Below are 23,995 nucleotides of genomic sequence, written 5' to 3' on the forward strand. Positions count from 1 at the left end.
ACAAGTCGCGGGATGATCAATCTATTGAGGGTTAGCGCGCTGGCTCAGGCCTCAGCGCGTAGATCTGTGCGGTCACGCTGTATGTGCCGAGGTCTACCTCGATCTCGACCCGCGCGTACTCCTCGCCCTCGAAGGCGTCGAGGCGCGACCAGTGCGCGGGCAGGTCGTCCGACGTGAATAGCTGCACCCGCACCTCGGGCCCAAACGGGTCAGGGTGCAGGCCGGGATAGCCCTGGGCGGCGCCCCAGCCGCTCTCGAGCAGCCGGCCGCGCACAGCGCCCGGCTGCCATTCTCCCGCAAGATCAGCAAGCTGCCCGTGGTTCTTCTGTCCCGGCGCCAGCGATCCGTAGACCGCCAGGCGCCGGAAGGCGGCGTCAGCGCGAGGCGTTGTGGTGGGCGGGGACGGGTTGGACATACTCGTTCTTGGACGCCTTCTCGGCCTCGTTCATCGCCTTGAACACCGGGTCGGCGCGCTTCGGACCGAGGTAGCCGAACAGGTAGGCGCCCACCTTGCGCATCTGGATCTCTTCCGAGCCCTCGGTGATCCGGTAGCGGCGGTGGTGGCGGAAGATGTGCTCGAAGGGCTTGTGGCGTGAATAGCCGATGCCGCCGTGCACCTGCATGGCCCGGTCGGCGGCCTCGCAGACCAGCCGGTTGGCCCAGTAGTTGCACATCGAGACCTTGTCCGAGATCGTCTTCTCGATCTCCTTGTGCTCCATCCGGTCCATCTGCCAGGCCGTCTTGCGGATCAGCAGGCGCAGCATCTCGCACTGGGTCTGCAGCTCGATCAGCGGCCACTGGATCGCCTGGTTCTCGGCCAGGGGCTTGCCGAACGGCTTGCGGGTACGGGCGTACATGACGCTCTCGTTGATGCAGAACTGCGCCGCGCCCAGGCTGGAAGCCGCCTGGCGGATGCGGTTCTGGTGCACGAACGACTGGCCGATGCCAAGGCCGCGATCGATCTGGCCCCAGTAGCTGTCCTCGGGGATCCACACGTTGGTGAAGCTCACCCGCGGGTGGTCGGTCGGCATGTTGAAGGTCCACATGTACTCTTCGACCTTCACCCCGGGCGTGTCGGCCGGGACGATGAAGCAGGTGATGCCCGTAGCGTCCCCGTCCTTGCCGGAAGTCCGAGCAAAAACCATGACATGCGTGGCGACGTGCATGCCCGTCGTCCACATCTTTTCACCGTTGATGAGCCAGCCCGGCTGGCCGTCCTTTTCGTGCGGAACGGCGCGGGTCTCCATCCAGGTGGCGTCCGAACCGTGGTTGGGCTCGGTCAGGCCGAAGCCCGTGCGCATGCCGCCGTTCAGCAGCTTGTCGGCGTCGCGCTCGTACTGGGCGTTGGTGGCGAACTCCTTGAACATCAGCACGAAGGGGTTGTTGCCGACGATCGAGTGCTCGGTCTGCAGATCGTTGAAGAGACCCAGGCCCTTGGCCGCCAGGTGCTCGCGGATGATGGCCATGGCCAACTGGCTGCCGCCCTTGCCGCCCATCTCCTTGGGCCAGGCGAAGCGCAGGTGCCCGGCCTCGTCGGCCAGCTTGCGGGCCTTGGCCAGCAGCTCCTCCCACTCGCGGCGCGGCAGGCCGTTGTTGTCCCAGTCGGTGCGGGCGTGTTCGCGGCGATGGTCGAAGAAGCGGTCGTTATCGTCGGCGTGCTGCAGCGGCATGATCACGTCGTCGATGAACCGGTCCAGCTCGTCCAGGTAGTCCTGGATGTCCTGCGGAATGTCGAAATCCATGGCCGTTCTCCCAGCAATCTCTTGGGCGGACTTGACGTAGGGGACCGGTTTACAACGCCGCCCCAAGCCCGCCAGATCGGACCCAGTCTAGACCAGCCGAGAGGTTCCGCCGGGTCATGGAAGTTGATGTTCGAGCGGGCCTCCAGAAGCTCGCCGCGAGACTGGGAGGCGAGGGCGCCACGCTGACCGAGGCGCAGCGCCTCTCGGGCGGGGCCAGCATGGAGACCTGGGCCTTCGGGTTCGAGGGGCGGGACGGGCCCGAGCGCCTGATCCTGCGCCGCCGCGCGACGGCGTTCGACGAGGAGACCGCGCGGTCGGTCAGCCTGGCCACCGAAGCGGCGCTGATCCGCGCGACCGGGGCCAACGGCGCCCGCGTGCCGACCGTGCGACACCTCTGCGACGCCGAGGACGGGCTGGGCGAGGCCTACGTCATGGTCCGCGTCGACGGCGAGACGCTGGGGCGCAAGATCACCTCGGACGCGCGGTTCGACGGCGTGCGCCCGGCGCTGGCGCGCCAGTGCGGCGAGTCGCTGGTCGCCATCCACAAGACCACGCCGCCGCCCGGGCTGAAGCTGAAGGCCGTCAACGGCAGCGAGGAGCTCGACCGCTACGAGGAGGTCTATCGCGCCACGGGCGCCCAGCGGCCGATTCTGGAGCTGGCGTTCCAATACCTGCGCCGTCACGTGCCCGACCCGGTCGAGCCGGTGCTGCTGCACGGCGACTTCCGGAACGGGAACATCATGTTCGACCCGGAGAAGGGCGTGGCCGCGATCCTGGACTGGGAGCTGGCGCACCTGGGCGACCCGGCCGAGGACATGGGCTGGATCTGCACCAACTCGTGGCGCTTCGGGCGGCCCGACCGGCCGGTTGGCGGGTTCGGCGAGTACGCCGACCTCTTGGCAGGCTACGCCTCGGCCGGTGGGTTGGACATCGACCTGCCGCGGGTGCGGTTCTGGCAGATGCTGGGGTCGCTGCGCTGGGGCGTGATGTGCCTGACCATGTACCTGTCGTGGCGCGACGGCGTGACCAAGTCGGTCGAGCGCCCGATGATCGGCCGCCGCGTTTCGGAAACCGAGGCGGACCTGGTCGTCTTGCTGGAGGAAGGCCTGTGATCTCGCACCCGAGAACCGAAGAGCTGGCCGAGTCTGTCCGCCTGTGGATCGACGAGATCCGCCCCACGCTGGACCCGCGCAACGCGTTCCTGGCCCGCGTCGCCGCCAACGCCATGGCCACCATCGCCCGCGAGCTGACCCTGGGCCCCGCGGCCGACGCCGAGGCCGTGGCGCGGATGAGCGACGTGCTGGGCCATGGCGGGACCTACGACGAGCTCAACACCGAGCTCTGCGCGCGCATCCGCTCGGGCGAGCTGACGACCGAGAGCCCGGGGCTGATGCTGGCTCTGCAGGTGATGGCTAAGAACCAGCTCGCCATCGACCAGCCGAGCTACAAGCCGGAAGGCAGTCTCTAGGCGGGTCGACGAGCGGGGCGCGGCGGCGGGGGCGCGGTCGTGGGGGCGTTCGTTCGCAACGCGCGGATGGCCTCGCGGTAGAGGTGGGTCGGAAACGGCGCGGACATCACGCCGCCTCCAGCACGCGGATGATCTCGCTCTCGCGTTCGTTCCAGAGGATCGCCACGCGTCCGGCGCGGTCGGCCTGGGCGCCGAGGGCGGCCTCGACTTCCGGCTCGTGGCGGCGGCGGTCCGACAGGCGCAGCAGGGTGCATTCGCCGCCCTGGTCTACCGTGACGTCGTGGAAGCGGAGCACGGCGTCGACGACGGCGCTGGACAGCGGGGCCGGGCGCGGATCCTCGATCGGGCGGACGATGCGGGGCTTGAAGCGACGGTAGGAAGCCATCTGATTAACTCCTTGCGGGGTTTCGATGGTTCTGGTTTTGTCTGCCGCATACGACAAAATCGGACGTAGGTTTTCCATGCGACACGAAAAAGGCGCGCGGCTTCTCGAGCTGGCCCGGCTGATGGCGGCCAGCGCTGAGGGCGTGACGCTGGACGAGATCACCGAGCGGATGGCCGTCGGGCGGCGCACGGCCGAACGCATGCGCGACGCGGTGCGCGATCTCTTCCCCGCGATGGAGGAGGTCGAGGAGGGGATCACCAAGCGCTTCCGCATCCCCGGCGGCCTGGACGGCCTGTTCCAGGTTCCGACGGCCGAGGAAATGACGGCGCTGTCGGCCGCAGCCGAGATGATGGACCGCCAGGGCTCGGGCGCGCGGGCGGCGGCGTTGCGCTCGCTGGAGCAGAAGGTGTTATCGGCCACGCGGGCGGCGGCGCGGCGCAGGCTGGCGCCCGACCTGGAAGCCCTGCTGCAGGCCGAGGCGGTGGCGGTGCAGGCCGGTCCGCGTCCGTTCGAGGACGATCGCGTGCTGGCGGCCGTGCGCGAGGCGCTGAAGTCGCTGTCCACGATCCGCTTCCGCTACGAGGGCGGCTCACAGCCGGGCCGGACGCGCGAGGTCACGCCCTACGGGATCCTGTTCGGCCGCTCGAACTATCTGGTGGCCGAGGAGTGGGGCGCCGGCACAGGCCCGCGGAACTGGCGCCTCGACCGCATCCAGGACGTGGAGATCACCGGCCGCGCGGGCGGCAAGCCCGAGTCGTTCTCGCTTCAGGCCTATGCCGACGAGAGCTTCGGCATCTACCAGGACGACACGCACGACGTGGTGCTGCGCATCCTGCCGCATGGGGCGGATGATGCGCGGCGGTGGCGCTTCCATGCGCGGCAGAAGCTGGAAGAGCAGGCCGACGGCGGTGTGATCGTGCGCTTCCGCTCAAGCGGCATGCGCGAACTCGCCTGGCACCTGTTCACCTGGCAGGACAAGGCCCAGGTGATCGAGCCGCAGGCGCTGAAGGACATGATGGCGTCGGAACTGGAGATCGCCACGCGAACCCACGTCCGATTCTGACGTACCCCCCGGCCAAGGTCTCCCCACCAACGGAGACACGCCATGACCACGCTCGACTACGCCGCCCTTTACGAAGCCAACTATCGCCCCTCGCGCCGGCTGAAGCGCCTGGTCGCTCGCATCCTGTGGGTCGGCCTGCTGATCGTGCGCCCGAACCTGGCGATGGAGGTGCTCGCGGAACGTCGCTCCGCCAAGGGATGGTGAAGCAGGGGACGTCTTGCTCAGACCTGTCCTGGCGGGGCATTTTCTTTGCCGAAGCGGCCTCCACTTCGGCGGAAAATGCTCTAGCGTCCCGGCCAGAATGTCATCGAGAGTTTCCCGCCTATGCGCCTTCCCGCCCTTGCGACCGCGGTCGCTGGAGTCCTGTTGATGGGCGCCGCCGCGCCGGACGACGATCCCTACACCTGGATGGAGGAGATCGAAGGCGCCCGGGCGCTCGACTGGGCCAAGGCCGAGAACGCTCGCTCGCTGCCGCAGCTGCAGAATGATCCGCGCTATGCCGGCCTCTATGCCGACGCCCTGAAGATCGCCACCGCCAAGGACCGCATTCCGGGCGTTACCTTCTCGGGCGACGGCTCGCTGCAGGACTACTGGCAGGACGCCGAACATGTGCGCGGGGTCTGGCGCAAGACCAGCGTGGAGAGCTACCGGTCGGGCAGTCCCGACTGGAAGACCGTCCTCGACATGGACGCGCTGGCCAAGGCCGAGAACGCCAACTGGGTCTGGAAGGGCGCCGACTGCCTGCAGCCCGAGGACCGGCTCTGCCTGGTCAGCCTGTCAAATGGCGGCAAGGACGCCGTCGAGGTCCGCGAGTTCGACACCACCACGGGCCAGTTCGTCGAGGGCGGCTTCCGGCTGCCCGAGAACAAGCATCGGTTCGACTGGATCGACAAGGACACGCTCCTGCTGGTCACCGAGTGGAACAAGGGCGACGTCACCACTTCGGGCTATCCCTTCATCGCCAAGCTGTTGAAGCGGGGCCAGCCGCTGTCGCAGGCCAGGCAGGTCTTCGCGGGCCAGAAGACCGATGGCGGTTACGGGGTGCAGTCGATCGTGCTGCGCGACGCCGACGGCAAGGTGCAGGCCGTGATGATCCAGCGGCCGTTGGATACCTTCAACGCCGAGTACTACCTGCTGGTGGGCGATCGGCCCCTCAGGCTCGACCTGCCGAAGAAGTCTTCGGTGCAGGGCTACCTCGACGGCCGCGTGATCGTGAGCCTGGAGGAAGACTGGACCGCGAAGGGCATGAAGGAGGGCGACCTTGTCGATTTCGACCTGGCAGCGCTCAAATCCAAGCCCGGCGACCTGAAGCCCAGCCTGGTGCTGCGTCCGACGCTGAGCCAGAGCGTCGAGCAGGTGGCGACCACCAGGGGCCGGTTGGTCATTGCGCTGCTGGACAACGTGAAGGGCCAGGTCCTGAGCTATCGCCGCAACGGCGGGGCCTGGACGTCGGAGACCTTGGACCTGCCCAAGGACTCAACCATCAACATCGTCTCCGCGGCCGACGCCGACGACCGGCTCATCCTCAGCGTCTCGAGCTACCTGACGCCCAGCAGCCAGTGGCTGGCGGACGCCAGCGGCGGCAAGCCTGCGCAGCTGCGCACGCTGCCGGCGCGGTTCGACGCCTCCAAGTCCGTGACCGAGCAGCACTGGGCCACGTCGAAGGACGGCACCAAGGTCCCGTACTTCGTGGTCCGCGGTAAGGACGTGAAGTTCGACGGGACCAATCCGACGCTGCTCTACGCCTACGGCGGCTTCCTGGTGAGCCAGACGCCGGCCTATGCGGCGACCGTCGGCAAGCTGTGGCTGGAGAAGGGCGGCGTCTATGTCGTCGCCAACATCCGCGGCGGCGGCGAGTTTGGTCCGCGCTGGCACAACGCCGGCCTGAAGCTGAAACGGATGGCCGTCTACGACGACTTCTTCGCGGTCTCGGAAGACCTGATCGCGCGCAAGATCACCAACCCGAAGAAGCTGGGGATCATGGGCGGCTCGAACGGCGGCCTGCTGATGGGCGTGGCCCTGACCAAGCGGCCCGAGCTGTACAACGCGGTGGTCATCCAGGTGCCGCTGTTCGACATGATCGGCTACGACCACATCGGCGCGGGCTCGTCCTGGATCGGCGAGTACGGCGACCCGAAGGTGCCGGAAGAGCGCGCCATGCTGATGAGCTATTCGCCCTATCTGAACCTGGCCCGGGGCAAGCCCTATCCGCGGGTGTTCATCGAGACGTCCACCAAGGACGACCGGGTGCACCCGGCCCATGCGCGCAAGGCGGCCGCGCGCCTGAAGGAATACGGCTACGACTACCTCTACTATGAGAACATCGACGGCGGTCACGCAGCCGCCGCGAACCTCAACGAGCGGGCTGTGCGCCAGGCGCTGGAGTACACCTACCTGATGCAGCAGTTGATGGACTGACGGACAGGGCGCGCGGCGATTGAGCCGCGCGCCCGCCGCCGCTAGCGTCGCCGAATGTTCTGCGAGATCCCAGACCTGCTGACGCCCGCCGAAGTGGCCGAGCTGCGCGGGCTGGCGGCCCGGCTACGGTTCGTCGACGGCCGCGTCACCAACCCCGACAGCCAGGTGAAGAACAATCTGCAGGGCGACCTGGGCGACCCGTTCCACGACCAGGCCTCGAAGATCCTGCGCGGCGCGCTGAGCCGGCATCCGACGTTCGTGGCGTTCGCGTTTCCCAAGCTGATGGCCCCGCCTGCGCTGTCGCTCTATCGGCCGGGCATGAACTACGGCGCCCACGCCGACGCCGCGTTCCTGCCGATCAGCGCGCGGCCGATCCGGGCGGACCTGTCGTGCACGATCTTCCTGACCGATCCCGACCAGTACGACGGCGGTGAGCTGTCGGTGCGGTTGGGCACCCGCGAAGTCGACTTCAAGCCCGCGCCGGGCGCCGCGGTGGTCTATCCCTCGACCACGATCCACCAGGTGCGGCCCGTCACCCGCGGCGAGCGGCTGTGCGGCATCACCTTCATCGAGAGCAGCATCGTCGACCGCACGGGCCGGGAGCTGCTGTTCGAGCTGAACGAGGTGCTGGCCGAGGAGGGCGACAAGCTGAGCTGGGACGCCCGTACGCGGCTGTCTCACGTGGCGACTTCGCTGCATCGGCAGTGGGGCGACGCGGGATAGCGCCACCCCCGGTCGCCACCTAGTTCTCCCCGGCTGCCCAAGCCCCGCCCGCCAATCGCACCAGCTGCACGAACTCGGCGCGCTCGCCGTAGGGGTCGGCGCCGCGGCCGGACTGGGCCAGCGAGAGGATGTCGTTCCAGCCGAAGGCGTCCGAGACCCGCGGGTCGCGCTTCAGCTTCTGGCCGAAGCCCGCCACCGCCACGGCCCATTGGGTCGGCTCGGGCGCGGCGCGCAGGGTGGGTGACAGCTGCGCCTGGGTGATCGGGCGTTGGATCAGCTGCGATTTCGCCTGGCCCGGCAGCTTGTAGCGGATCTTGAGGAAGGCGAGTTCGCCGCCGCCGCCCGTCGCCGGCGCCGCACGGCCATAGCGGAGCGGATCCGACGAGCCCTTCGCGCCGGCCGGCGTGATCTCGTACAGCGCTGTGACCGAGGCGCCCGCGCCGACCTCGCCCGCATCGACCTGGTCGTTGTTGAAGTCCTCGCGGTTCAGGAGGCGCGTCTCGTAGCCGATCATCCGGTACTCGCTGACCTGGGCGGGATTGAACTCGATCTGGATCTTCACGTCGTCGGCGATGGGAAACAGCGACTTGGTGAAGTCGGTCCGGAACAGCTTGCGGGCCTCCTGCAGGCTGTCGACGTAGGCGGCGGTCCCGTTTCCGTTCTGCGCCAGGGCCTGCATCATCGTGTCGTTGTAGTTGCCGCGGCCATAGCCGTAGACCGACAGGTAGACGCCGCTCTTGCGCTGGTCGGAGACGAAGTCCTTCAGCTTCGACGGGTCGGCGATCCCCACGTTGAAGTCGCCGTCGGTGACCAGGATCACGCGGTTCACCGCCTTGGGATCGTAGTTCTGCCGGGCCAGCGCATAGGCCAGGGCCAGACCCTGGCCGCCGGCGGTGGAGCCGCCCGCCTGCAGGACGCCCAGCGCACAGCGCATCTTCAGCTTCTGGCGGCCGTCGGTGGGGGCCAGCACCGCGCCGGCCGATCCGGCGTAGGCGACCATCGCGACGCGGTCCTGCGGCCGCAGCTGTTCGATCAGCAGCGACAGCGATTTCTGCGCCAGGGGCAGGCGGTCGGGGCCCATCATCGAGCCCGAGGTGTCGATCAGGAACACCAGGTTCAGCGGCGGCGCCTCGGCCCGGGGCACGTCGAAGCCCTGGATGCCGACATGGAGGATCTGGCGCTCGCCCGACCAGGGCGAGGGGGCCAGCGCCACATACGAGCTGAACGGCGTCGCCCGGTCCTCGGGGCGCGCGTAGCCGTAGTCGAAGTAGTTCACCAGCTCCTCGACCCGCACGGCGTCGCTGGGTGGCCGCTGGCCGTCCTGCAGGAAGCGCCGGACGTTCGAATAGGCGGCGGTGTCCACGTCGACCGAGAAGGTCGAGACCGGGTCGTCGGCGACGCGCTTGATGGGGTTCGCCTGCGCGTTCGGATAGCGCTCGGTGTCCATCGGCTGTGAGGGATAGGCCTGATAGACCGGGGCGACGACTCGTCGGGGTTCGGCGCGGGCCTTGCCGCCGATCCGCCCGCCGGTGACGACCAGTTCCTGGACCTCGGCTTTCGAGCGCGCGATGGGCGCCGCCGGCGGCGGAGGAGCCAGCGGGGCAGGATAGACCTGGGATGCGGCGACGCCGCCGAAGTGGCGCGGGGCGGCATAGCTGTCTGCGGTGGGCTGGACCTGGAAGCCCAGGGCGGCGCAGGCTTCGGGGGTGGGCCCGTCGGAGACGGCGAGTTCGGACCTGGCGCCGGCCGGCGCTCCGGTCTGGGCGGCGACCACGGTCGTCAGAAACAAAACACGCAGGCGATGGGCCATGGGAACCTCCGATTTCGGCGTCTCTCACCGCAACTACGCAGCCGGCCGGAAATCGGGGTTAGAGCGCTACCTGACGAAGCTGGCGCCGTTGATGTCCAGCACAGCGCCGGTCATCGAGGCGGGCGCCTCGAGCGCTAACCAGGCCGCCGCGCCGGCCACCTCGGCCGGGTCGGCCACCCGGCCCAGGGGGATGTCGGCCAGCAGCTTGTCGCCGCCGCGGCTGGCCAGATAGTCCTCGGCCATGCCGGTCATCGTGAAGCCGGGGCAGACCGCGAAGGCGAGGATTTCCTCGGCCGCATAGCCGCGCGCGATCGACTTGGTCATGCCCACCATGCCGGCCTTGGAGGCTGCGTAGTGCCAATGGGCCGGGCTGTCGCCGCGATAGGCCGCGCGGCTGGCGATGTTGACGATGCGCCCGCCGCCCCCTCGGCCAGTCCTGGCGCGTTCGCGCCAGTGCAGGATCGCGGCGCGGCAGAGGTCAGCGCTGGCCTGCAGGTTGATCTGCATCGTGCGGCCCCAGCCGGCCTGCCAGTCCTCAAGCGTGGCGTCGATCGCGACGGGCTCGAAGACGCCGGCGTTGTTGATCAGCACGTCGATGCGGCCGTCCAGCCGATCCAGCGCCGCCGCCCAGAGGCTGGCCGCGGCGGAGGGGTCCGAGAGGTCGGCGCCGATGATGTCTGTCGCGTCGGCGCGGCCGTGCCCCACCACGCGCGCACGTCCTTGCAGACTGTCGAGGATCGCGGCGCCGATGCCGCGCGTGGAGCCGGTCACCAGAACATGAGGGAGAGCGTTCGCCATGGCTTGCGTTAAGGTGCGGGCCCGAGCGGTTCAAGTCCGAGGAGCTTCCGGATGACCCTGTACCTCGCAGCCCTGCTCATCGGCGTGATCGCGGGTCTTCGGGCGGTGGCCGCGCCCGCGGCTGTCTGCTGGGCGGCCTCGCTGGGAATTCTGCGCCTGACCGGTACGCCGCTGGCGGTGCTGGGCACGGCGATCCCCCTTTGGATCGCCACTATCGCGGCCGTGTTCGAGCTGATCTCGGACAAGCTGCCCATGACCCCTAGCCGCAAGGTCCCGGTCCAGTTCGGCGCGCGTCTGCTGATGGGCGGATTGTCCGGCGCCGCCATCGGCGCATCGGGCGGCGCGCTTGCGATCGGCGCGGTGCTGGGCGTGCTGGGCGCCGTCGGCGGGACCCTGGGGGGTGCTGCGGTCCGCGGGCGGCTGGCCGGCATGTTCGGCCGTGACCTGCCGGCGGCCCTGATCGAGGACCTGACGGCTGTGGGCGGCGCGGCCCTCATCGTCTTCGTCCTGCTGTGAGGACCTTCGAAGCGATCGTCATTGGCGCGGGGCAGGCCGGGCCGGCCCTGGCTGGCCGGCTCAGCGCAGCGGGCCAGTCGGTCGCCATCATCGAGCGCAAGCACCTCGGCGGGACCTGCGTGAACACCGGCTGCATGCCGACCAAGGCCCTGGTGGCCAGCGCCAGGACCGCGCACGTGGCGCGCCGCGCGGCGGACTTCGGCGTGGTGCTGCCCGGGCCGGTGGGCGTGGACATGGCCAGGGTTCGCGCCCGCGCCCACAAGGTGACGATGGACGCTCGCCACGGCCTGGAGGCCTGGGTGGGCGGCATGAAGGGCTGCCAGCTGATCCGCGGCCAGGCCCGCTTCGTGGGCCCGCATGAGATCGAGGTCGACGGGCAGCGCCTGACCGCGCCGCAGATCTTCATCAACGTCGGCGGCCGCGCCCTGGTCCCTGATATGCCGGGGGTTCATGACGTCGCGACCCTGAACAACACCTCGATCCTCGAGCTGGAGACCGTCCCGCGCCACCTGGTGGTCGTGGGCGGGAGCTATATCGGCCTGGAGTTCGCCCAGATGCACCGCCGCCTCGGCGCTGAGGTGACGGTGGTGGAAAAGGGACCGCGCCTGGTCGCCCGCGAGGACCCCGAGGTCTCGGACGCCATCCGCGCGATCCTGGAGGGCGAGGGGATCACCGTGCGCACCAACGCCGCCTGCATCAGCTTCAAGCCGCACGCCGACGGCGTGGAGGTGGGCGTCGACTGCACGTCGGGCGAGCCGTCGGTGGTCGGTTCACACGTCCTGCTGGCCGTGGGCCGGCGGCCCAACACCGACGACCTGGGCCTGGAGGCGGCGGGCATCGCCGCCGACGCGCGCGGCTACATCCAGGTGGACGACCAGCTGCGCACGAACGTCGAGGGCGTTTGGGCGTTGGGCGACTGCAACGGCAAGGGGGCCTTCACCCACACCGCATGGAACGACTACGAGATCGTGGCCGCCAACCTGCTGGACGATGACCCGCGCCGGGTGTCGGACCGCATCGACGCCTACGCCCTCTACATCGACCCGCCGCTGGGCCGCTGCGGCATGACGGAGACTGCCGCCCGCGCCGCCGGCCACAACGTCCGCATCGGCAAGCGCCCGATGAGCCGGGTGGGCCGCGCGGTGGAGAAGGGCGAGACCCAGGGCTTCATGAAGGTGGTCGTCGACGCCGACACCGACGCGATCCTGGGCGCCGCGATCCTGGGCGTCGAAGGCGACGAGGCGATCCACACGATCCTCGACACCATGGCGGCCAAGCAGCCCTACACCACCCTGCAGCGCACCATGCACGTCCACCCGACGGTCTCGGAACTCATCCCGACGGTTCTGGGGGAACTGGCCTGAGGCGCGGATGGCGCCTACATCGCAGCCATGCCACGCATCGTCACCGACGCCCGCCAGTTCACCGCCGACCGAGCCTGGGGCGCGCGCGACCTCGCCGAGATCGAGGGCGCCAGCGTGCGGCTGCATTGGACGGATCAGCCTTACAAGTGGCACGTCAACGATGGAGCCGAGGTGTTCCTGGTGCTCGATGGGCAGGTCGACATGCACTGGCGCGAGGACGGGCGGGAGCACGTCACGCGCCTCGGCCCATGCGACATGTTCCTGGCCGGCGTCGGCGATGAGCACGTGGCGCGCCCGCTCGGCGAGGCCCGGATCCTCGTGGTCGAGAAGAAGGGGTCTGTCTGAAGGCGGCCCGGCCAGTCAGAACAGAAGGCGCGCGCGCGCGGTGACGATCACCGGCAGCCGCGTCGTGCGCTGCTCGCGGAAGGCCACCACCCCCGCCGAGCGCGGGCCGCTGAAGACCGTGCGGTCGCGGGTGCGTTTGCGGGCTGTGAAGTTCTCGAACTGGAAGCGCATGAGAACGTCGGGCCGCGGGACCCAGTCCCAATACAACTTGTAGAGCGGGTCTTCCTCGATCCGGCGGATCTCGTTGATACGATAGACGGTGCTCTCGAAGCCGTAGCCGGCCTCGAAGCCGACCGTGGATCGCCAAGCCGGCAGGCTGCGGCTGATCTCCAACTGCGCCTCGAAGGGACGCTCGCCCGAGATGCGGCGGTTCTCGCCCGTCACCGGGTCCGAGACCTCGGAGCGCCGCCAGGTCCCGGTCAGGCGCACGACGCCCGCTGAGAGGCCGAGCCGGTCCGTGGGGAAGGACACGTTGAGGGTGGCCGAGCCGCGGGAGCCCGAGCCGATGTTGCCTGGCGCATCGAAGCGTCCGGCGATCGGTATCAGATCCACGACGTCGTCGACCTCGGCATGGTTGACCGTCAGGACCGCGGCGCCCGTTCCCCAGAAGCGGCGCTCGATGGCCCCCTCGAAGAGCCATGACGTTTCCGGCTCCAGATCGACGTTGCCGGCGTTGACGGTGTCGTCCTCGAAGGCCGAGTTGGCGGCGAAGTCCTCGAAGTTGAGCTGGCCCACCTCGCGTTCCACGCGGGCCCGGATCTGGGTGGCCCCCACGGTCCAGGCGGCCGAGGCGCGCGGCTTTGCGAAGCTGAGGGTCTTGGACTGGCTGGCGCCGCCCGTCTGCCGGATGGTCGAACTCTCGTAGCGCAGTCCCGCTTCCACGCTGAGCCCCGGCGCCGGACGCAGGCTGGCGGTGGTGAAGAGCTCTCCCCGATCCTCCTTCACCTCGACGTTGGCCGACGGCAGCGCGACCGGGGCGCCGTCCACCGAGAGCGCCGAGCGGGCGTCCAGGGTGTTGAGCGCGCCTTCGCCGCCCGCTTCGAGCTCGCCCCAGGCGAAGGCCCGACGCAGCGAGGCGCGGAAGATGCTCTCATAGGCCACCGAACGCTCGCTCGAGGCCTGACGGCGCGTGCGGCCCGCCGAACTGGCCTGGATGGTCGTGCGTTCCGTGCGGGCGAGGGCGAGAAGCCGAAGGGTCAGGGCGTCGGTCAGCTTGCGCTCGTAGTCGCCGCCGATCTCGTACTCCTGGTCGCGTTCGCCGATGCGGGTGGTCTCGGAGAAGGCGGCTCCGGCCGAGGTCGTCAACGCGCCGAGCTCGCGCCGCTTGATGCTCTGGCGTTCGGCCGAAGCGTTCATCCGCAGAAGCGAGCCGTCGCGCTTGTACTCGCTTGCGGCGTTGGCCGTGACCGACTGATCGCGGATGCGTGCGTCGAAGTCGCCGGCCTCGATGACCGCGTCCGTCGGACCTACCCGCCGCAGCGCGCCGTCGCCCGAGTCCGTGCCGAGGTCCCGCCGGCCGCTCACCTGGGCCTCGGCGCTGAAGCCCGGCGCTCGCCAGCTGAGCTCACCACGCACGAAACCGCCGGCAAAGCCGTTCGCATAGGTCTTGCTGAAAAGGTGGAGGGCCTGATCCGACGAGGTTCCGCCCTTGCGCACCACATTGGCCACCACGCCCTGGCCCTGCATGTCGATGCCGGGGGCCCCGCCGCGGATCACTTCGATCCGTTCCACCGATCCCAACGGAATGCGGGACAGGACCGAGTCGATGGACTGTGACTTCGACGCAGGCCTTTCGCCGTCGATCAGCACGTTGCCGCCGCCGCCCGTTCCACGCGAGCTGTCGCCCTTGTCGAGCACGAAGCCCGGCGTTCGCTCGATCATCTCCCGCGCGGAGGTGACGCGCATCTCCTCATAGTAGCTGGCGGGGTAGGCGACGACGCCGGCGGACGCCGGCGGGGGCTCGGAGGTCTGTGACCTCGCCGGCGTTGCAACGACCAGGATCGCGGCGCCCGCCAGAGCTGTTGCCGCGCGACTGCAGGGGAGTGGAAACGCCATGTCGCCCGCGGCTATGCCGGGCGTTGGCGACCGGGTCCAGACCGAGGCTGTGCTCTAGCCCCAAAAGTTGGAAACCCGACCGAGAATCGAACTGGGGCGCCCGGATATGGAGTCCGCCAGCGTGGCGAGGGTTCGGCGGGTCTCGGGAGACGCGTGACCCGCCGTGGTCGCTCCGGGATCAGGCGAGGACGGCGCGCCGCCGCCGCAGGGCCGACCCGGCAAGGCCGAAGCCGCCGATCATCAGCGCCCAGGTGGCCGGCTCGGGAACAACGCCGCCGCCGCCGGCGACGGTGCGGCTGAAGTCGCAGCTGTTGTCGCCATGCGTGCAGGTCGCGCCGAAGGGACTGAAGGTGCGGAACACGAAGTCCCCGTTCGCATCCTGGCCGTAGGCGTCGAGGGTGATGGCGGTCTCATAGAAGTTGTAGATACCCGGCGCGGCGGGGCCGCCGGACGGCGTGAAGGTCAGCCACAGGAAGTCGAGCGACTCGCCGCCGTTGAGCGTGAAGTTCACGGGCGCGGGGTTGAAGTCGAACGCATATTCGCCCCCGCTGCAGCCCGTCGGAAAGAACGAGCCGCCACAGCCGACATATCCGCCGATACCGACGCCGTATGACTGGTTCACATCGATCCCGGCGTCGGCGATCTCGGACAGGCTGGGCCCACCGGAGGTCACGGCGCCGAACTCGTCCACACTGAGCGCGACCGAGGACTCGTCCAGGGTCAGCCGCAGGTAGACATGGATGACATCGTTGGGACCCGCCGTGCCGTTGGGCTGTACGAACGAAAGGCGGCCGGTGGCCAGCGAGGATTGCGCCGAGACCGCGCCGGCGGCGAACAGCATGGCGGCCCCTGCCAGAGCCCCCAGCGTGAGACTTTTGAGAGACATCCTGTAACTCCCTGTGTGACTGGGAGCCGTGACCTCTGCGATCGCTCCCCGAGCTGTAGGCCACAAGGCTAGGTGGCGGCTCAGGTCTCCACCATGGAGCGAATGCTTCATTCGCTCTGTGGACGCGCCATAATTTCAGTAGATTATTCAATCATCAGGGGAGAATTTCCCCGCCGTGGGGATCTGCCGCTGCGAATAGAGCAAATGCTCTATGTCGCGCGCCGCGAATATTGGGCAGTCTATTGGACGGCATGGGCGTGCGAGCCGAACGGGACAGTCCGGACAGTTTCAACGAGATCATTCTGGGTCTCTATGAGGACGTGTTCCGGCTCGCCGTGGACCGCTTCAAGGAGGACTCCCTCGCACGGCTGAGGGTGGCGATCCCCTTCGACTCCGCGATCTGGGGCTCCGGCGCGGAGGACCCCCAGCTGATCTTCGGCATCGCGGCCTGCGATTTCCCGTTCGAGCGGCTGCTCGCCTACTCGGCGCACTGGCAACGGCACGACGTCCTGCGATCGGCCGTCTCGCGGCGGCCGGGCGATTGCCTGCGCAACGAGGACCTGGGCCCGGTCGAGGACCACTATGCGTCCGAGATCTATCGCGAGTTCTGCGGCCCGTCGGGGATCGAGCACGCCATGGGCGTCACCCTGATCGACTCCGTGACCAACGTCGGCGAACTCGTGTTCCTGTTCCGAGCCGACCGCCGCGCGCCCTTCAGCGATCTCGAGCGAGACCGGCTGGCGCAGATCATGCCGCACCTTGTCGCGGCCTGGCGTCATAGGCTGCTCTGGCATGTGGCCGGCCATGCGCGGACGGCGGACCTGTCGCCCGGGGGACTGCCGAGCGGGCACGCCGTCGTGGACAGCGCCGGACAGGTGCACGCCTCGGACGCGGCCTTCGGTCTGCGCATGCGCGCCCTGTTTCCGGACTGGCTGGGCCCGCAGCTTCCGCCGGACCTGAAGGCCGCCACCGCAGGCGCCGCCGCCAGCGTACGGGTCTGCGGCCAGACGTTCCGCCTGCACCGGGGTGGGGACCGGCATATCGTCAGCCTGGCGGCGGAGACCACGCCGCCGCTTTCGCCGGCCGAGGCGCGCGTGGCGGAACGCTTCGCCAGCGGCATGACCGCCCCCCGCGTGGCGCTTGATCTGGGGATCAGCCGCGCCACGGTCCGAAACCATCTCACGGCGGTCTACGAGAAGCTGGGCGTCCACTCCAAAGTGGAACTGGTCCGCAAGCTGGGCGAACTGTCCCCGAGCTGATCGCGGTCAGGGCGGCCGTGAGCCGTATCGCTGGGATATCGGAGAATGGAGGCCCGACCGAGAATCGAACTCGGGTGCACGGATTTGCAGTCCGGATTCAGCCTATGAAATCGTTGAAGTTTCCGGCCGCATGTCGCGTTCTTGTCGCGTCTACCCCAGCAGCGCCTGCTCAGCCGCAGCCATCTCCTCGCCGTCGTCGCCGGTGGGAAACAGGTGGCCGTACACGTCCGATGTCATCACGACCGACGCGTGGCCCATGCGCTCCTGAACCACCTTCAGAGGCAGGCCCAGGCCGCCGTCCGCCTGCCGGTTGATGCACCATGAAGCGTAGAAGTGCCTGAGGGCATGCAGCCCGGTGTACTTGGCCGCCAGGATCGGCTGGCCCTTGTCGTCCAGCTCGCCGGTAGCGACGGCCACACCGGCCCTGACTTGCGCCGGCATAAGGCCGCGGCTGCGGATTGCGTGGTGACTCTCGACGCCGCCGGCCTTGTTCGGGAATACCAGGCCCAACTCGCCCTTGGGGCATGCCAGGCGCCATTCCTTGAGCGCGTTCGCGACCAGCGGGGGCAGTGGAACGGTGCGCTCTCCGCTCTCGGACTTCGGCGCCCCGATCTCATTGAAGCGATCGGCGCGCTGCTGGACGCGCAGCTCCCGGCGGTCGAGGTCGAGATCTGACCAGCGAAGGCCGCGCAGCTCGGACGCGCGCAGGCCGGTGAAGATGGCCGTGAGTAGGAGAGGGCGCCAGCGGCCCTCTAGGGCGCCCACGATGGCGCGGACCTCTTCCTTGCTGGGGATGTGAACACCAACGCGCAGCTTGCCCTTCTGCCGCCGCTCGGCTCGGCGTTCCTTGCCGCCTCGGCGAACCCGCATGTCGCGAACTGGGTTGCGCGTGGCCAGGCCGCGTTCTTGTGCGTCGGCAATCATCGTTCCCAGGCTGACGAGGATCTTGCGGATCATCGCCGGTGAGCGGCCCTCGGCGCGGAGCCGGTCTTCGAACTCTCGGATTGACGGGATGCTGAGGCTCGACAGCTTCCACGACCCGATGAACGGGTCGATGTGCAAGCGCTTGTGCTGGCCGTACTGGGCGAGCGTGGTGCGCTCCAGGCCGGCCGCCTCGGCCGTGGTAACCCACATCGCGCCGGCGGCCTTCACCGTCACGCTCGCGCTATCGGCGACGTGGACGCCCTCCCGCACTTCTACCGCCGCGGTGGCGGCGAATGAGTCGGCCTCGCGCTTGCGACCGAACGTCTTCAGCCGGCGCGTCCCCTTTGCGTCGATGTAGTCGACGACCCAGCCTTCGCGGGCCTCGCCCTTGGCCGTGGTCCACTGGCGCTTACGAACGCTCACGGAGCGCCTGTTCGACTTCAGCACGGACGATGTCGCGAAGAGCATTTTCCACGCGAATTCGGTCGATCACGTCGTCGATACTGATGGGCCCTTTTCTCGCGTCCATCTGATCGCGCTCATACTTAAGGCCAAGCTCGATCAGGCGGACGACTTCCTGAGACGGCGTGTGGCCCTTGGCCTTAGCCTGCTGCTCAACGACATCCTTCACGGCCTGCGTGACGCGGATGTTGAATGGAATGCGCGTCTCAGAGCGCAGGCTGTTGGGTGGCCGACCTGGGCGCTTCTTTTCCATCGGCTCACTCCCTCTACAATTAATTGCAAGGATTAGTGCGAAAAAACTCGTTGTCAATGGAGGCGAACAAGGCTTCATTTATCGCAAGGGTTAGTTGCAACAAATGGAGCAGACGATGGCAGACGACGCCAAGGATGATCTGATCTGGGGGGTCCAGCAGATCGCCAAAGAGATCGGGCGCGGAGAGCGCCAAGTCTATCACATGCTCAGCAGCGGGGCCCTGCCCGTCGCCCGCAAGGTCGGGGGACACTGGGTCGTGCCGCGTCGGCGGCTCTGGGCGTTCTTCAACGGCGCCGAAGCGGCCTGACACATGAGCTTCGCCGCACTTGGAGCGCTGCGTGCGATCGACGATTTCGTTGCGGCCCGGCGAGAGCAAGGCTTCGACGACCTCGATCAATTCGACGGGCTTCCACCTGATGAGATCGGGTGCTCTGCGCTGCTCGTCCTTTACGTGCTGGCAGAGTACGCCGGTGCGGACGGCTACGCCTTCCCCTCTCAGAAGACCCTGGCGAAGCGTTGCAGGCTGCACGACCGTACGGTGCGGGGCATCCTGCTGGCGCTTGAGCGCTGGGGCCTGATCGAGCGGCAACCCCGGATCCGTAAGGACGGAACTTGGACCTCAGATCGCATCCGGCTTGCCTACTATCAGCCTGAACAGCAGCCGGATTCGGACTGCAGCCCTGCGGGTCTTAGGCCCGCTGGTGGTTTGCCGAGACAGCGGGGCGCAAGCCCGAAGGCGAGCAACCAGCGGGCGTCAGGCCCGCCGGACCAGAGGGCCTCAGGCACCGATCCTGCGGGTCTGACGCCCGACCCCACTACGTTTGAACCAGTCACTGAAACTATCACCTCTCCGCGAAAGCGCGAGTTGGATGCGGACTTTGAAACTTGGTGGGAGATCTATCCTCGGAAGACCGAGAAGCGCGCGGCGCGTGAGCTGTTCGAGGCTGCAATCCGTCGTCACGGGGCCACGGTCGATGAGCTGTTGAGCGCTGCGCAGCGCTACGCGATCGAGGTCCATGGCCGCGACCTGTCGATGGTGAAGAACCCGACGACTTGGCTGCAGCGGCAATGCTGGTTCCCCGAAGCCGAGGCCGCAGTCCTTTCATCGCCCGAAGGCTTTCCGGGACCAGAGTTCGACCTCCCGCCCCGGGTGGTCTCAGACCTCTTTGCGGCTGCACCTGACGTAGGCGCGTGCCTGCATGGCGCGACCTGGCGTGAAGAAGATCGAACCATCGTGACGGTTCGTCGCTGGGGCGCCGACGAGCTCGTGAAGCGGGTCGGTGCCGTCCGTCTGCGGGCGCTGGGCCTGCGCGCCGAAGCGGCGGCAGGAGGCCGGTGATGGGGACCGGGGGGGGGAGGGCAAAACTTCACGACTTCCGACCCTCGGACCGGTACCCAGTGCATCGCTTTTGCGCGCAGGTTTTTTGCCAAACGCTTTTTTTGCCGAGCAGGTGTCGCGAGCGTCCTCATTGGCAACGTCGCGTCGGTAAAGCGCGCTGTCACGGACCGCGCACGTCTGCTCCTGACTCTTAGGTGACGATGGGAAGGTCCGCTTTCGGGATGTTGCGCAATTCGCCCGGGGGCCCACGCAGACCGCTTCACCTGCTTGCCATTGTGCTTCCAAGGGATGAGGCCCACCGCATCGGGGCGACCGTTCAGCCGGCATTCGTCAGGCGCGCCACGACACGACGGTCGGTCGGCGATCGGGGGTTGGGCTCGATACTCGAAGGCGACGACAAGACGTGACGATGACCGACAGTGGCGTTGAGGTCAGCCCGGGTCAGGCGAGAAACACCAACGCGTCCGCAGAGTAGGCAAATATAGCTCGCCCGCGGCAGAGTTCGTCGCTCAACCGTCACCTGCATCGCTCAACGTTTTAAGGCATGCGAAACGACGGTGAGCCCGCCTAGATTGTAATTGATTATCCCTCTACGTGAGCGCTACGAATAAGACTGCGTTCTGGGGAGGGCGCAGTATGTCAGGGAGCGCCGAGGCCCCGACCGGGCCGCTGAAAATCCTGAGCCTCGATGGAGGCGGAGCCAAGGGCTTCTACACGCTCGGCGTCCTTCGCGAGATCGAAGGACTCGTCGGCAAGCCGCTATGCGAGGAATTCGACCTGGTGTTCGGGACCAGCACCGGCGCCATCATCGCCGCGCTCATCGCGCTTGGCTACAAAGCCAACGAAATTCACGACCTCTACCGCGAGCACGTTCCGCGGATCATGAAGGCAAAGCTACCGAGCCAGAAGTCCGGGGCGCTCAGCGACCTCGCCGACCTCGTCTTCAAAGACAGGATGTTCGGCGACGTTAAGACCGGCGTCGGGATCGTCACCACAAAGTGGGAGATAGAGCGCCCGATGATCTTCAAGGGGAGCATCACCCAGGCGCACGGGCGCAAGGGCACGTTTGTACCCGGCTTCGGCGTGCGGATCAGCGATGCCGTCCAGGCGTCGTGCTCGGCCTATCCGTTCTTCCAGAAGAAGGTCGTCCATACCGCGGCCGGCGACGACATCGTCCTTGTCGACGGCGGGTACTGCGCCAACAATCCTACGCTCTACGCGATTGCGGACGGGACGCGTGCGCTCGGGCGCGACCCGGCGGACCTGCGTGTCGTCAGCGTCGGCGTCGGCGTCTATCCGGAGCCGAAGCGCAACGCGTTCGACGCGATGCGCTGGGCCAAATACCTCCAAAGCGTGCAACTCCTTCAAAAGACGCTGGAGATCAACACGCAGTCGATGGATCAGCTCTGCACCATCATGTTCAAGCACGTGCCGACGGTCCGCATCAACGACACCTTCGACAAGCCCGACATGGCGACCGACCTCTTCGAGCACGACATGGCGAAGCTGAACCTGCTGCGCCAGCGCGGCGCGGAATCCTACGCACGTGATGAGGAGCAGATCAAAACGCTGCTGGGAGTCGGCTGATGGGCATTCCGGAATCGCAGCTCGAAACGTGGTCGCACCAGGGTTCGGTCAAGCAGTCGCGCGACACCTATGCGACCATCAGAGGCGTGCTCGATCATTCGAGCGCGCCGTACGCCAGCAAGGATTATGAGATCTTCCTGCAGGGCTCGTACGGCAATGACACGAACATATTCGCTGACAGCGATGTCGACGTGGTGATCAAGATAAACTCGGTCTACTTTGACGACACGTCCGGCCTAAGCGAGGATGATCAGACAGCCTACAAGTCGGCGTGGTCGAAGGCTGGCTATCCGTACAGCGATTTCAAGACGGACGTTACCAGCCACCTCGCCAAAAACTTCCCCGGCAAGGTAACGCCAGGCAAAAAGGCAATCCTCGTTGAAGGTGAAGGCAACCGGCGCGACGCCGACGTGCTGCCGGCGGCCCAGTTCCGAAAATACCATCGCTTCCGCTCATGGAGCGACCAGAGTTTCACCGAGGGGATTTGCTTCTGGGATAAGGCCGGCAACCAGATCATCAACTATCCCAAGCAGCACTCAGAGAACTGCACGACCAAGCACCAGAACACCAGCCAGCGCTTCAAGCCCGTGGTCCGCATCCTGAAGAACATGCGCAATCGCATGATCGATGACGGCTACCTCCAGGACGGGGTTGCGCCCTCTTACTTCCTTGAGGGCATGCTCTGGAATGTGCCCAATTCAAAGTTCGGCAGCACCCGCGAAGACTGCGTCGTCAACTCCCTCAACTGGCTGATCACCGAAGCGGACCGCTCGAAGCTCTCCTGCGCCAACGACATGTATTATCTTCTGCACCCGACTTCACTGGTCACGTGGAGGGCTGAGAAGATGCAGACCTTCCTCGACGCGGCCGTGAAGTACTGGAAGGAATGGTGACCAGCCCGACGCGTCACAGGTAATGGAAGATCTGATCCAAGGTCAGAATGGTCTGCAGCGCGCGGGCCATCGTGTAGGTCTCCGCTGGTGCAGCTCCATGGCCGACGCCGTGTCGCGATGCGGTCACGCCGCCCCCGACGGGGTCGAAATGGCCATAAATGTTCTCAGTCAGGTAGCGCTGGAACTGACCCGGAAAAAACAGGCTGTCGTCGTCGACCTTTTGAGTTGCGGCATCGGTAGCGAATTGAATGAGGCCCGGTGTCCGTGCCTTCGAGACGTCCCGTACCTTTGACTAGACGTCGGTACCGGGGCGAGCCCCATAGGCCGCGGAGCAGGCTGAACGTCCGTTTTCGGCCCTGGTCACAAGGACCGCTCCTGGCGCAGCGCTGTCCGTCGGCTGGCCAGCAACTCTAGATTCTATTGGCCCGCTAGCTCGGCGAGCTGCGCCAAGTGCGCTTGATAGAGGCGCAACAACGCGAAGGCGTCGCTAGGCGCGTTGTTGCGGGCGAGGATGAATGCTCGCTGATCGGCGGTCAGGCCAGCGGGATCTCGCGATAGGGCCTGAGCGCGCCAGTAGAGCTCGTTCATCTCCCGATCGGCGGCGGCGAGTTCTGGCATGGCGCAGACCAGCTTCAGCGTTTCGGCGGTCACCTTCGTGCAGTCGAAGGCGGGACCCGTGGCGTCGGGCTGGGGGAGGTAGACAGGCGACAGGTAGCCGAGGTCGCCGAGGAACCAGCGCAGCGCCTCGGGGTAGGTGCGGAACTTGACCTCCTGGCCAGACGGGCAGGGGGCGTCGTCGGTGGATGATCTGCAGGCGAGCGGCAGCTCCCAGTCGTCCATAGGATCGTAGCTCGTGAGCATAACCTGCCAAGCCGTCTCCAGCTGGCCCGCGCGGGCGGCGGCGGCCACGTAGGCGGGACAGGCCCCATTGGCGTGCGCGCGGCACTCGGCCTCGACCTCCGCCATGTAGTTTGCGTACACGCGGCGGAAGCGGAGCTGGGCCGAAACATCGACGGCCCGCCCGTTGCGCACGGCCAACACCTGTGGCGGCGTGTAGCTCCCAGCGAAGGAGGCAAAGGCGTAGTTGAAGCGGCGGTCCCAGAGCTGGATTTCTCGGTGACCGTCTCCGTCTAGGTCCTCAGGGAAAGCGGGGAGTTGCGACCCCTCGATCACGCCCACCTCAACCTTTCGCCAGGCTCCATCGAGGTAGTCGAGGAGGCGTACTACGCCGCAGCCGTGCGCGCAGGTGCCAAACGTTGTGAAGAGCACGGCGCTTTGTTTGCTTGCAGGGTCCAGGCGGCCAACGCCCAGCTGGGCTGAGGCTTCGCCGAAGCTGGCTTCGCCGGCGAGCGTCGCAGCCCGACCGTCCGGCCCCCGAACCTCCACGACAGGAACGCGGCCTTCGGGGGTGACTCGGGCGCTAAGGGTAAGCCCGAGCCCATCGGCGACGAAAGCGTTCGGCCCGGCGGGGTTGCCCTCCGTCCAGCTGAACAGGGTGTTGGCGGGTTGGGGGACGCCCGGAACCGGCGCAGAGGCTGTCTCGGCCAGCGGCGTGACGGGCGCGACGGAACGGCTGCCCATACCGCGGACAGCCGCAGTCACGAGCACGACCCCCAGGATCCATAGCGCTGCGATCAGCCAAGAGCGCGACCGAGGCGGCGAAGCGGGAGTCTCGCTCATGATGCGATGCCCGTGTTAGGCCCGC

General features: G+C 67.5%; 24 protein-coding genes. 14 read left to right on the forward strand and 10 right to left on the reverse strand.

Going from position 1 to position 23,995, the window contains the following annotated elements; genetic code table 11:
* Positions 1-31 precede the first annotated feature (31 nt).
* Entirely contained in the window at positions 32-415 is a 384-nt protein-coding gene (locus EPN98_RS07735) for a gamma-glutamylcyclotransferase family protein (RefSeq protein WP_293362098.1), read from the reverse strand.
* Positions 375-1,742 carry an acyl-CoA dehydrogenase family protein gene (locus tag EPN98_RS07740; RefSeq protein WP_293362099.1) on the reverse strand — a complete coding sequence of 456 codons (1,368 nt, stop codon included), beginning with the start codon at positions 1,740-1,742 and terminating at the stop codon, positions 375-377. The genes EPN98_RS07735 and EPN98_RS07740 overlap by 41 nt, the downstream gene beginning before the upstream one ends.
* 116 nt (positions 1,743-1,858) lie before the next feature.
* Between EPN98_RS07740 and EPN98_RS07745 the strand changes: the two genes are divergently transcribed.
* Together EPN98_RS07745 and EPN98_RS07750 are read left to right on the forward strand one after the other, a co-directional pair.
* Entirely contained in the window at positions 1,859-2,854 is a 996-nt protein-coding gene (locus EPN98_RS07745; RefSeq protein ID WP_293362100.1) for a phosphotransferase family protein, read from the forward strand.
* Positions 2,851-3,210 carry a DUF6285 domain-containing protein gene (locus EPN98_RS07750; protein ID WP_293362101.1) on the forward strand — a complete coding sequence of 120 codons (360 nt, stop codon included), beginning with the start codon at positions 2,851-2,853 and terminating at the stop codon, positions 3,208-3,210. Before EPN98_RS07745 ends, EPN98_RS07750 begins: the two co-directional genes overlap by 4 nt.
* A gap of 106 nt (positions 3,211-3,316) precedes the next feature.
* Here EPN98_RS07750 and EPN98_RS07755 read toward each other — a convergent pair whose 3' ends face one another.
* On the reverse strand, positions 3,317-3,595 hold the full coding sequence (locus EPN98_RS07755) for a hypothetical protein (protein WP_293362102.1): 279 nt from the start codon (positions 3,593-3,595) through the stop codon (positions 3,317-3,319).
* 76 nt (positions 3,596-3,671) lie between these two features.
* On the opposite strand from EPN98_RS07755, the gene EPN98_RS07760 reads away from it, so the two are divergent.
* The 4 genes from EPN98_RS07760 (at position 3,672) to EPN98_RS07775 (ending at position 7,799) form a co-directional block, all read left to right on the forward strand.
* Positions 3,672-4,658: a WYL domain-containing protein gene (locus EPN98_RS07760; RefSeq protein WP_293362103.1), complete on the forward strand. Its 987-nt coding sequence runs from the start codon at positions 3,672-3,674 to the stop codon at positions 4,656-4,658.
* A 42-nt stretch (positions 4,659-4,700) separates the two neighbouring features.
* Complete coding sequence (locus EPN98_RS07765) at positions 4,701-4,862, forward strand: hypothetical protein (protein WP_293362104.1); 162 nt, start codon at positions 4,701-4,703, stop codon at positions 4,860-4,862.
* 165 nt (positions 4,863-5,027) lie between these two features.
* Positions 5,028-7,076 (forward strand): prolyl oligopeptidase family serine peptidase, encoded by a 2,049-nt coding sequence (locus EPN98_RS07770; RefSeq protein WP_293362105.1) that lies wholly within the window; start codon positions 5,028-5,030, stop codon positions 7,074-7,076.
* 54 nt (positions 7,077-7,130) lie between these two features.
* A complete protein-coding gene (locus EPN98_RS07775) occupies positions 7,131-7,799 on the forward strand; it encodes a Fe2+-dependent dioxygenase (RefSeq protein ID WP_293362106.1) in 669 nt (222 codons plus the stop codon).
* 19 nt (positions 7,800-7,818) lie between these two features.
* Here EPN98_RS07775 and EPN98_RS07780 read toward each other — a convergent pair whose 3' ends face one another.
* Both EPN98_RS07780 and EPN98_RS07785 read right to left on the reverse strand, forming a co-directional pair.
* Entirely contained in the window at positions 7,819-9,609 is a 1,791-nt protein-coding gene (locus EPN98_RS07780; RefSeq protein ID WP_293362107.1) for a VWA domain-containing protein, read from the reverse strand.
* A gap of 66 nt (positions 9,610-9,675) precedes the next feature.
* Positions 9,676-10,407: an SDR family oxidoreductase gene (locus EPN98_RS07785; RefSeq protein ID WP_293362108.1), complete on the reverse strand. Its 732-nt coding sequence runs from the start codon at positions 10,405-10,407 to the stop codon at positions 9,676-9,678.
* A gap of 51 nt (positions 10,408-10,458) precedes the next feature.
* Between EPN98_RS07785 and EPN98_RS07790 the strand changes: the two genes are divergently transcribed.
* From EPN98_RS07790 to EPN98_RS07800, 3 genes are read left to right on the forward strand one after another with little or no spacing between them, the layout of a single operon-like run.
* On the forward strand, positions 10,459-10,923 hold the full coding sequence (locus EPN98_RS07790; protein WP_293362109.1) for a DUF4126 domain-containing protein: 465 nt from the start codon (positions 10,459-10,461) through the stop codon (positions 10,921-10,923).
* Positions 10,920-12,287 carry an FAD-containing oxidoreductase gene (locus tag EPN98_RS07795; RefSeq protein WP_293362110.1) on the forward strand — a complete coding sequence of 456 codons (1,368 nt, stop codon included), beginning with the start codon at positions 10,920-10,922 and terminating at the stop codon, positions 12,285-12,287. Before EPN98_RS07790 ends, EPN98_RS07795 begins: the two co-directional genes overlap by 4 nt.
* A 27-nt stretch (positions 12,288-12,314) precedes the next feature.
* Positions 12,315-12,632, forward strand: a complete 318-nt coding sequence (locus EPN98_RS07800) for a cupin (protein ID WP_293362111.1) — start codon at positions 12,315-12,317, stop codon at positions 12,630-12,632.
* A gap of 15 nt (positions 12,633-12,647) precedes the next feature.
* On the opposite strand, the gene EPN98_RS07805 is transcribed toward EPN98_RS07800, so the two are convergent.
* The gene (locus EPN98_RS07805) at positions 12,648-14,687 is read right to left on the reverse strand and encodes a TonB-dependent receptor (RefSeq protein ID WP_293362112.1); all 2,040 of its coding nucleotides are present in this window, start codon (positions 14,685-14,687) and stop codon (positions 12,648-12,650) included.
* A 178-nt stretch (positions 14,688-14,865) separates the two neighbouring features.
* Positions 14,866-15,573 carry a PEPxxWA-CTERM sorting domain-containing protein gene (locus tag EPN98_RS07810; protein WP_293362113.1) on the reverse strand — a complete coding sequence of 236 codons (708 nt, stop codon included), beginning with the start codon at positions 15,571-15,573 and terminating at the stop codon, positions 14,866-14,868.
* Positions 15,574-15,830: 257 nt separating this feature from the next.
* On the opposite strand from EPN98_RS07810, the gene EPN98_RS07815 reads away from it, so the two are divergent.
* Complete coding sequence (locus EPN98_RS07815) at positions 15,831-16,832, forward strand: helix-turn-helix transcriptional regulator (protein WP_293362114.1); 1,002 nt, start codon at positions 15,831-15,833, stop codon at positions 16,830-16,832.
* A gap of 150 nt (positions 16,833-16,982) precedes the next feature.
* Here the strand turns inward: EPN98_RS07815 and EPN98_RS07820 are convergent, their stop codons facing one another.
* Positions 16,983-18,179, reverse strand: a complete 1,197-nt coding sequence (locus EPN98_RS07820) for a site-specific integrase (RefSeq protein ID WP_293362115.1) — start codon at positions 18,177-18,179, stop codon at positions 16,983-16,985.
* Positions 18,166-18,471 (reverse strand): hypothetical protein, encoded by a 306-nt coding sequence (locus tag EPN98_RS07825; RefSeq protein WP_293362116.1) that lies wholly within the window; start codon positions 18,469-18,471, stop codon positions 18,166-18,168. The genes EPN98_RS07820 and EPN98_RS07825 overlap by 14 nt, the downstream gene beginning before the upstream one ends.
* A gap of 115 nt (positions 18,472-18,586) precedes the next feature.
* Between EPN98_RS07825 and EPN98_RS07830 the strand changes: the two genes are divergently transcribed.
* The 4 genes from EPN98_RS07830 to EPN98_RS07845 all read left to right on the forward strand — a co-directional run bounded on the left by EPN98_RS07830 (position 18,587) and on the right by EPN98_RS07845 (position 22,290).
* Positions 18,587-18,778, forward strand: coding sequence for a helix-turn-helix domain-containing protein (locus EPN98_RS07830; RefSeq protein WP_293362117.1), 192 nt, complete (start codon positions 18,587-18,589; stop codon positions 18,776-18,778).
* A 3-nt stretch (positions 18,779-18,781) separates the two neighbouring features.
* A complete protein-coding gene (locus EPN98_RS07835; protein WP_293362118.1) occupies positions 18,782-19,810 on the forward strand; it encodes a helix-turn-helix domain-containing protein in 1,029 nt (342 codons plus the stop codon).
* Positions 19,811-20,446: 636 nt separating this feature from the next.
* On the forward strand, positions 20,447-21,397 hold the full coding sequence (locus EPN98_RS07840) for a patatin-like phospholipase family protein (RefSeq protein WP_293362119.1): 951 nt from the start codon (positions 20,447-20,449) through the stop codon (positions 21,395-21,397).
* A complete protein-coding gene (locus EPN98_RS07845; protein ID WP_293362120.1) occupies positions 21,397-22,290 on the forward strand; it encodes a nucleotidyltransferase in 894 nt (297 codons plus the stop codon). Before EPN98_RS07840 ends, EPN98_RS07845 begins: the two co-directional genes overlap by 1 nt.
* 417 nt (positions 22,291-22,707) lie before the next feature.
* Here EPN98_RS07845 and EPN98_RS07850 read toward each other — a convergent pair whose 3' ends face one another.
* Entirely contained in the window at positions 22,708-23,970 is a 1,263-nt protein-coding gene (locus EPN98_RS07850) for a hypothetical protein (RefSeq protein WP_293362121.1), read from the reverse strand.
* Positions 23,971-23,995: the final 25 nt, after the last annotated feature.

This window comes from Phenylobacterium sp., from assembly GCF_004299445.1.
GTDB lineage: Bacteria > Pseudomonadota > Alphaproteobacteria > Caulobacterales > Caulobacteraceae > Phenylobacterium.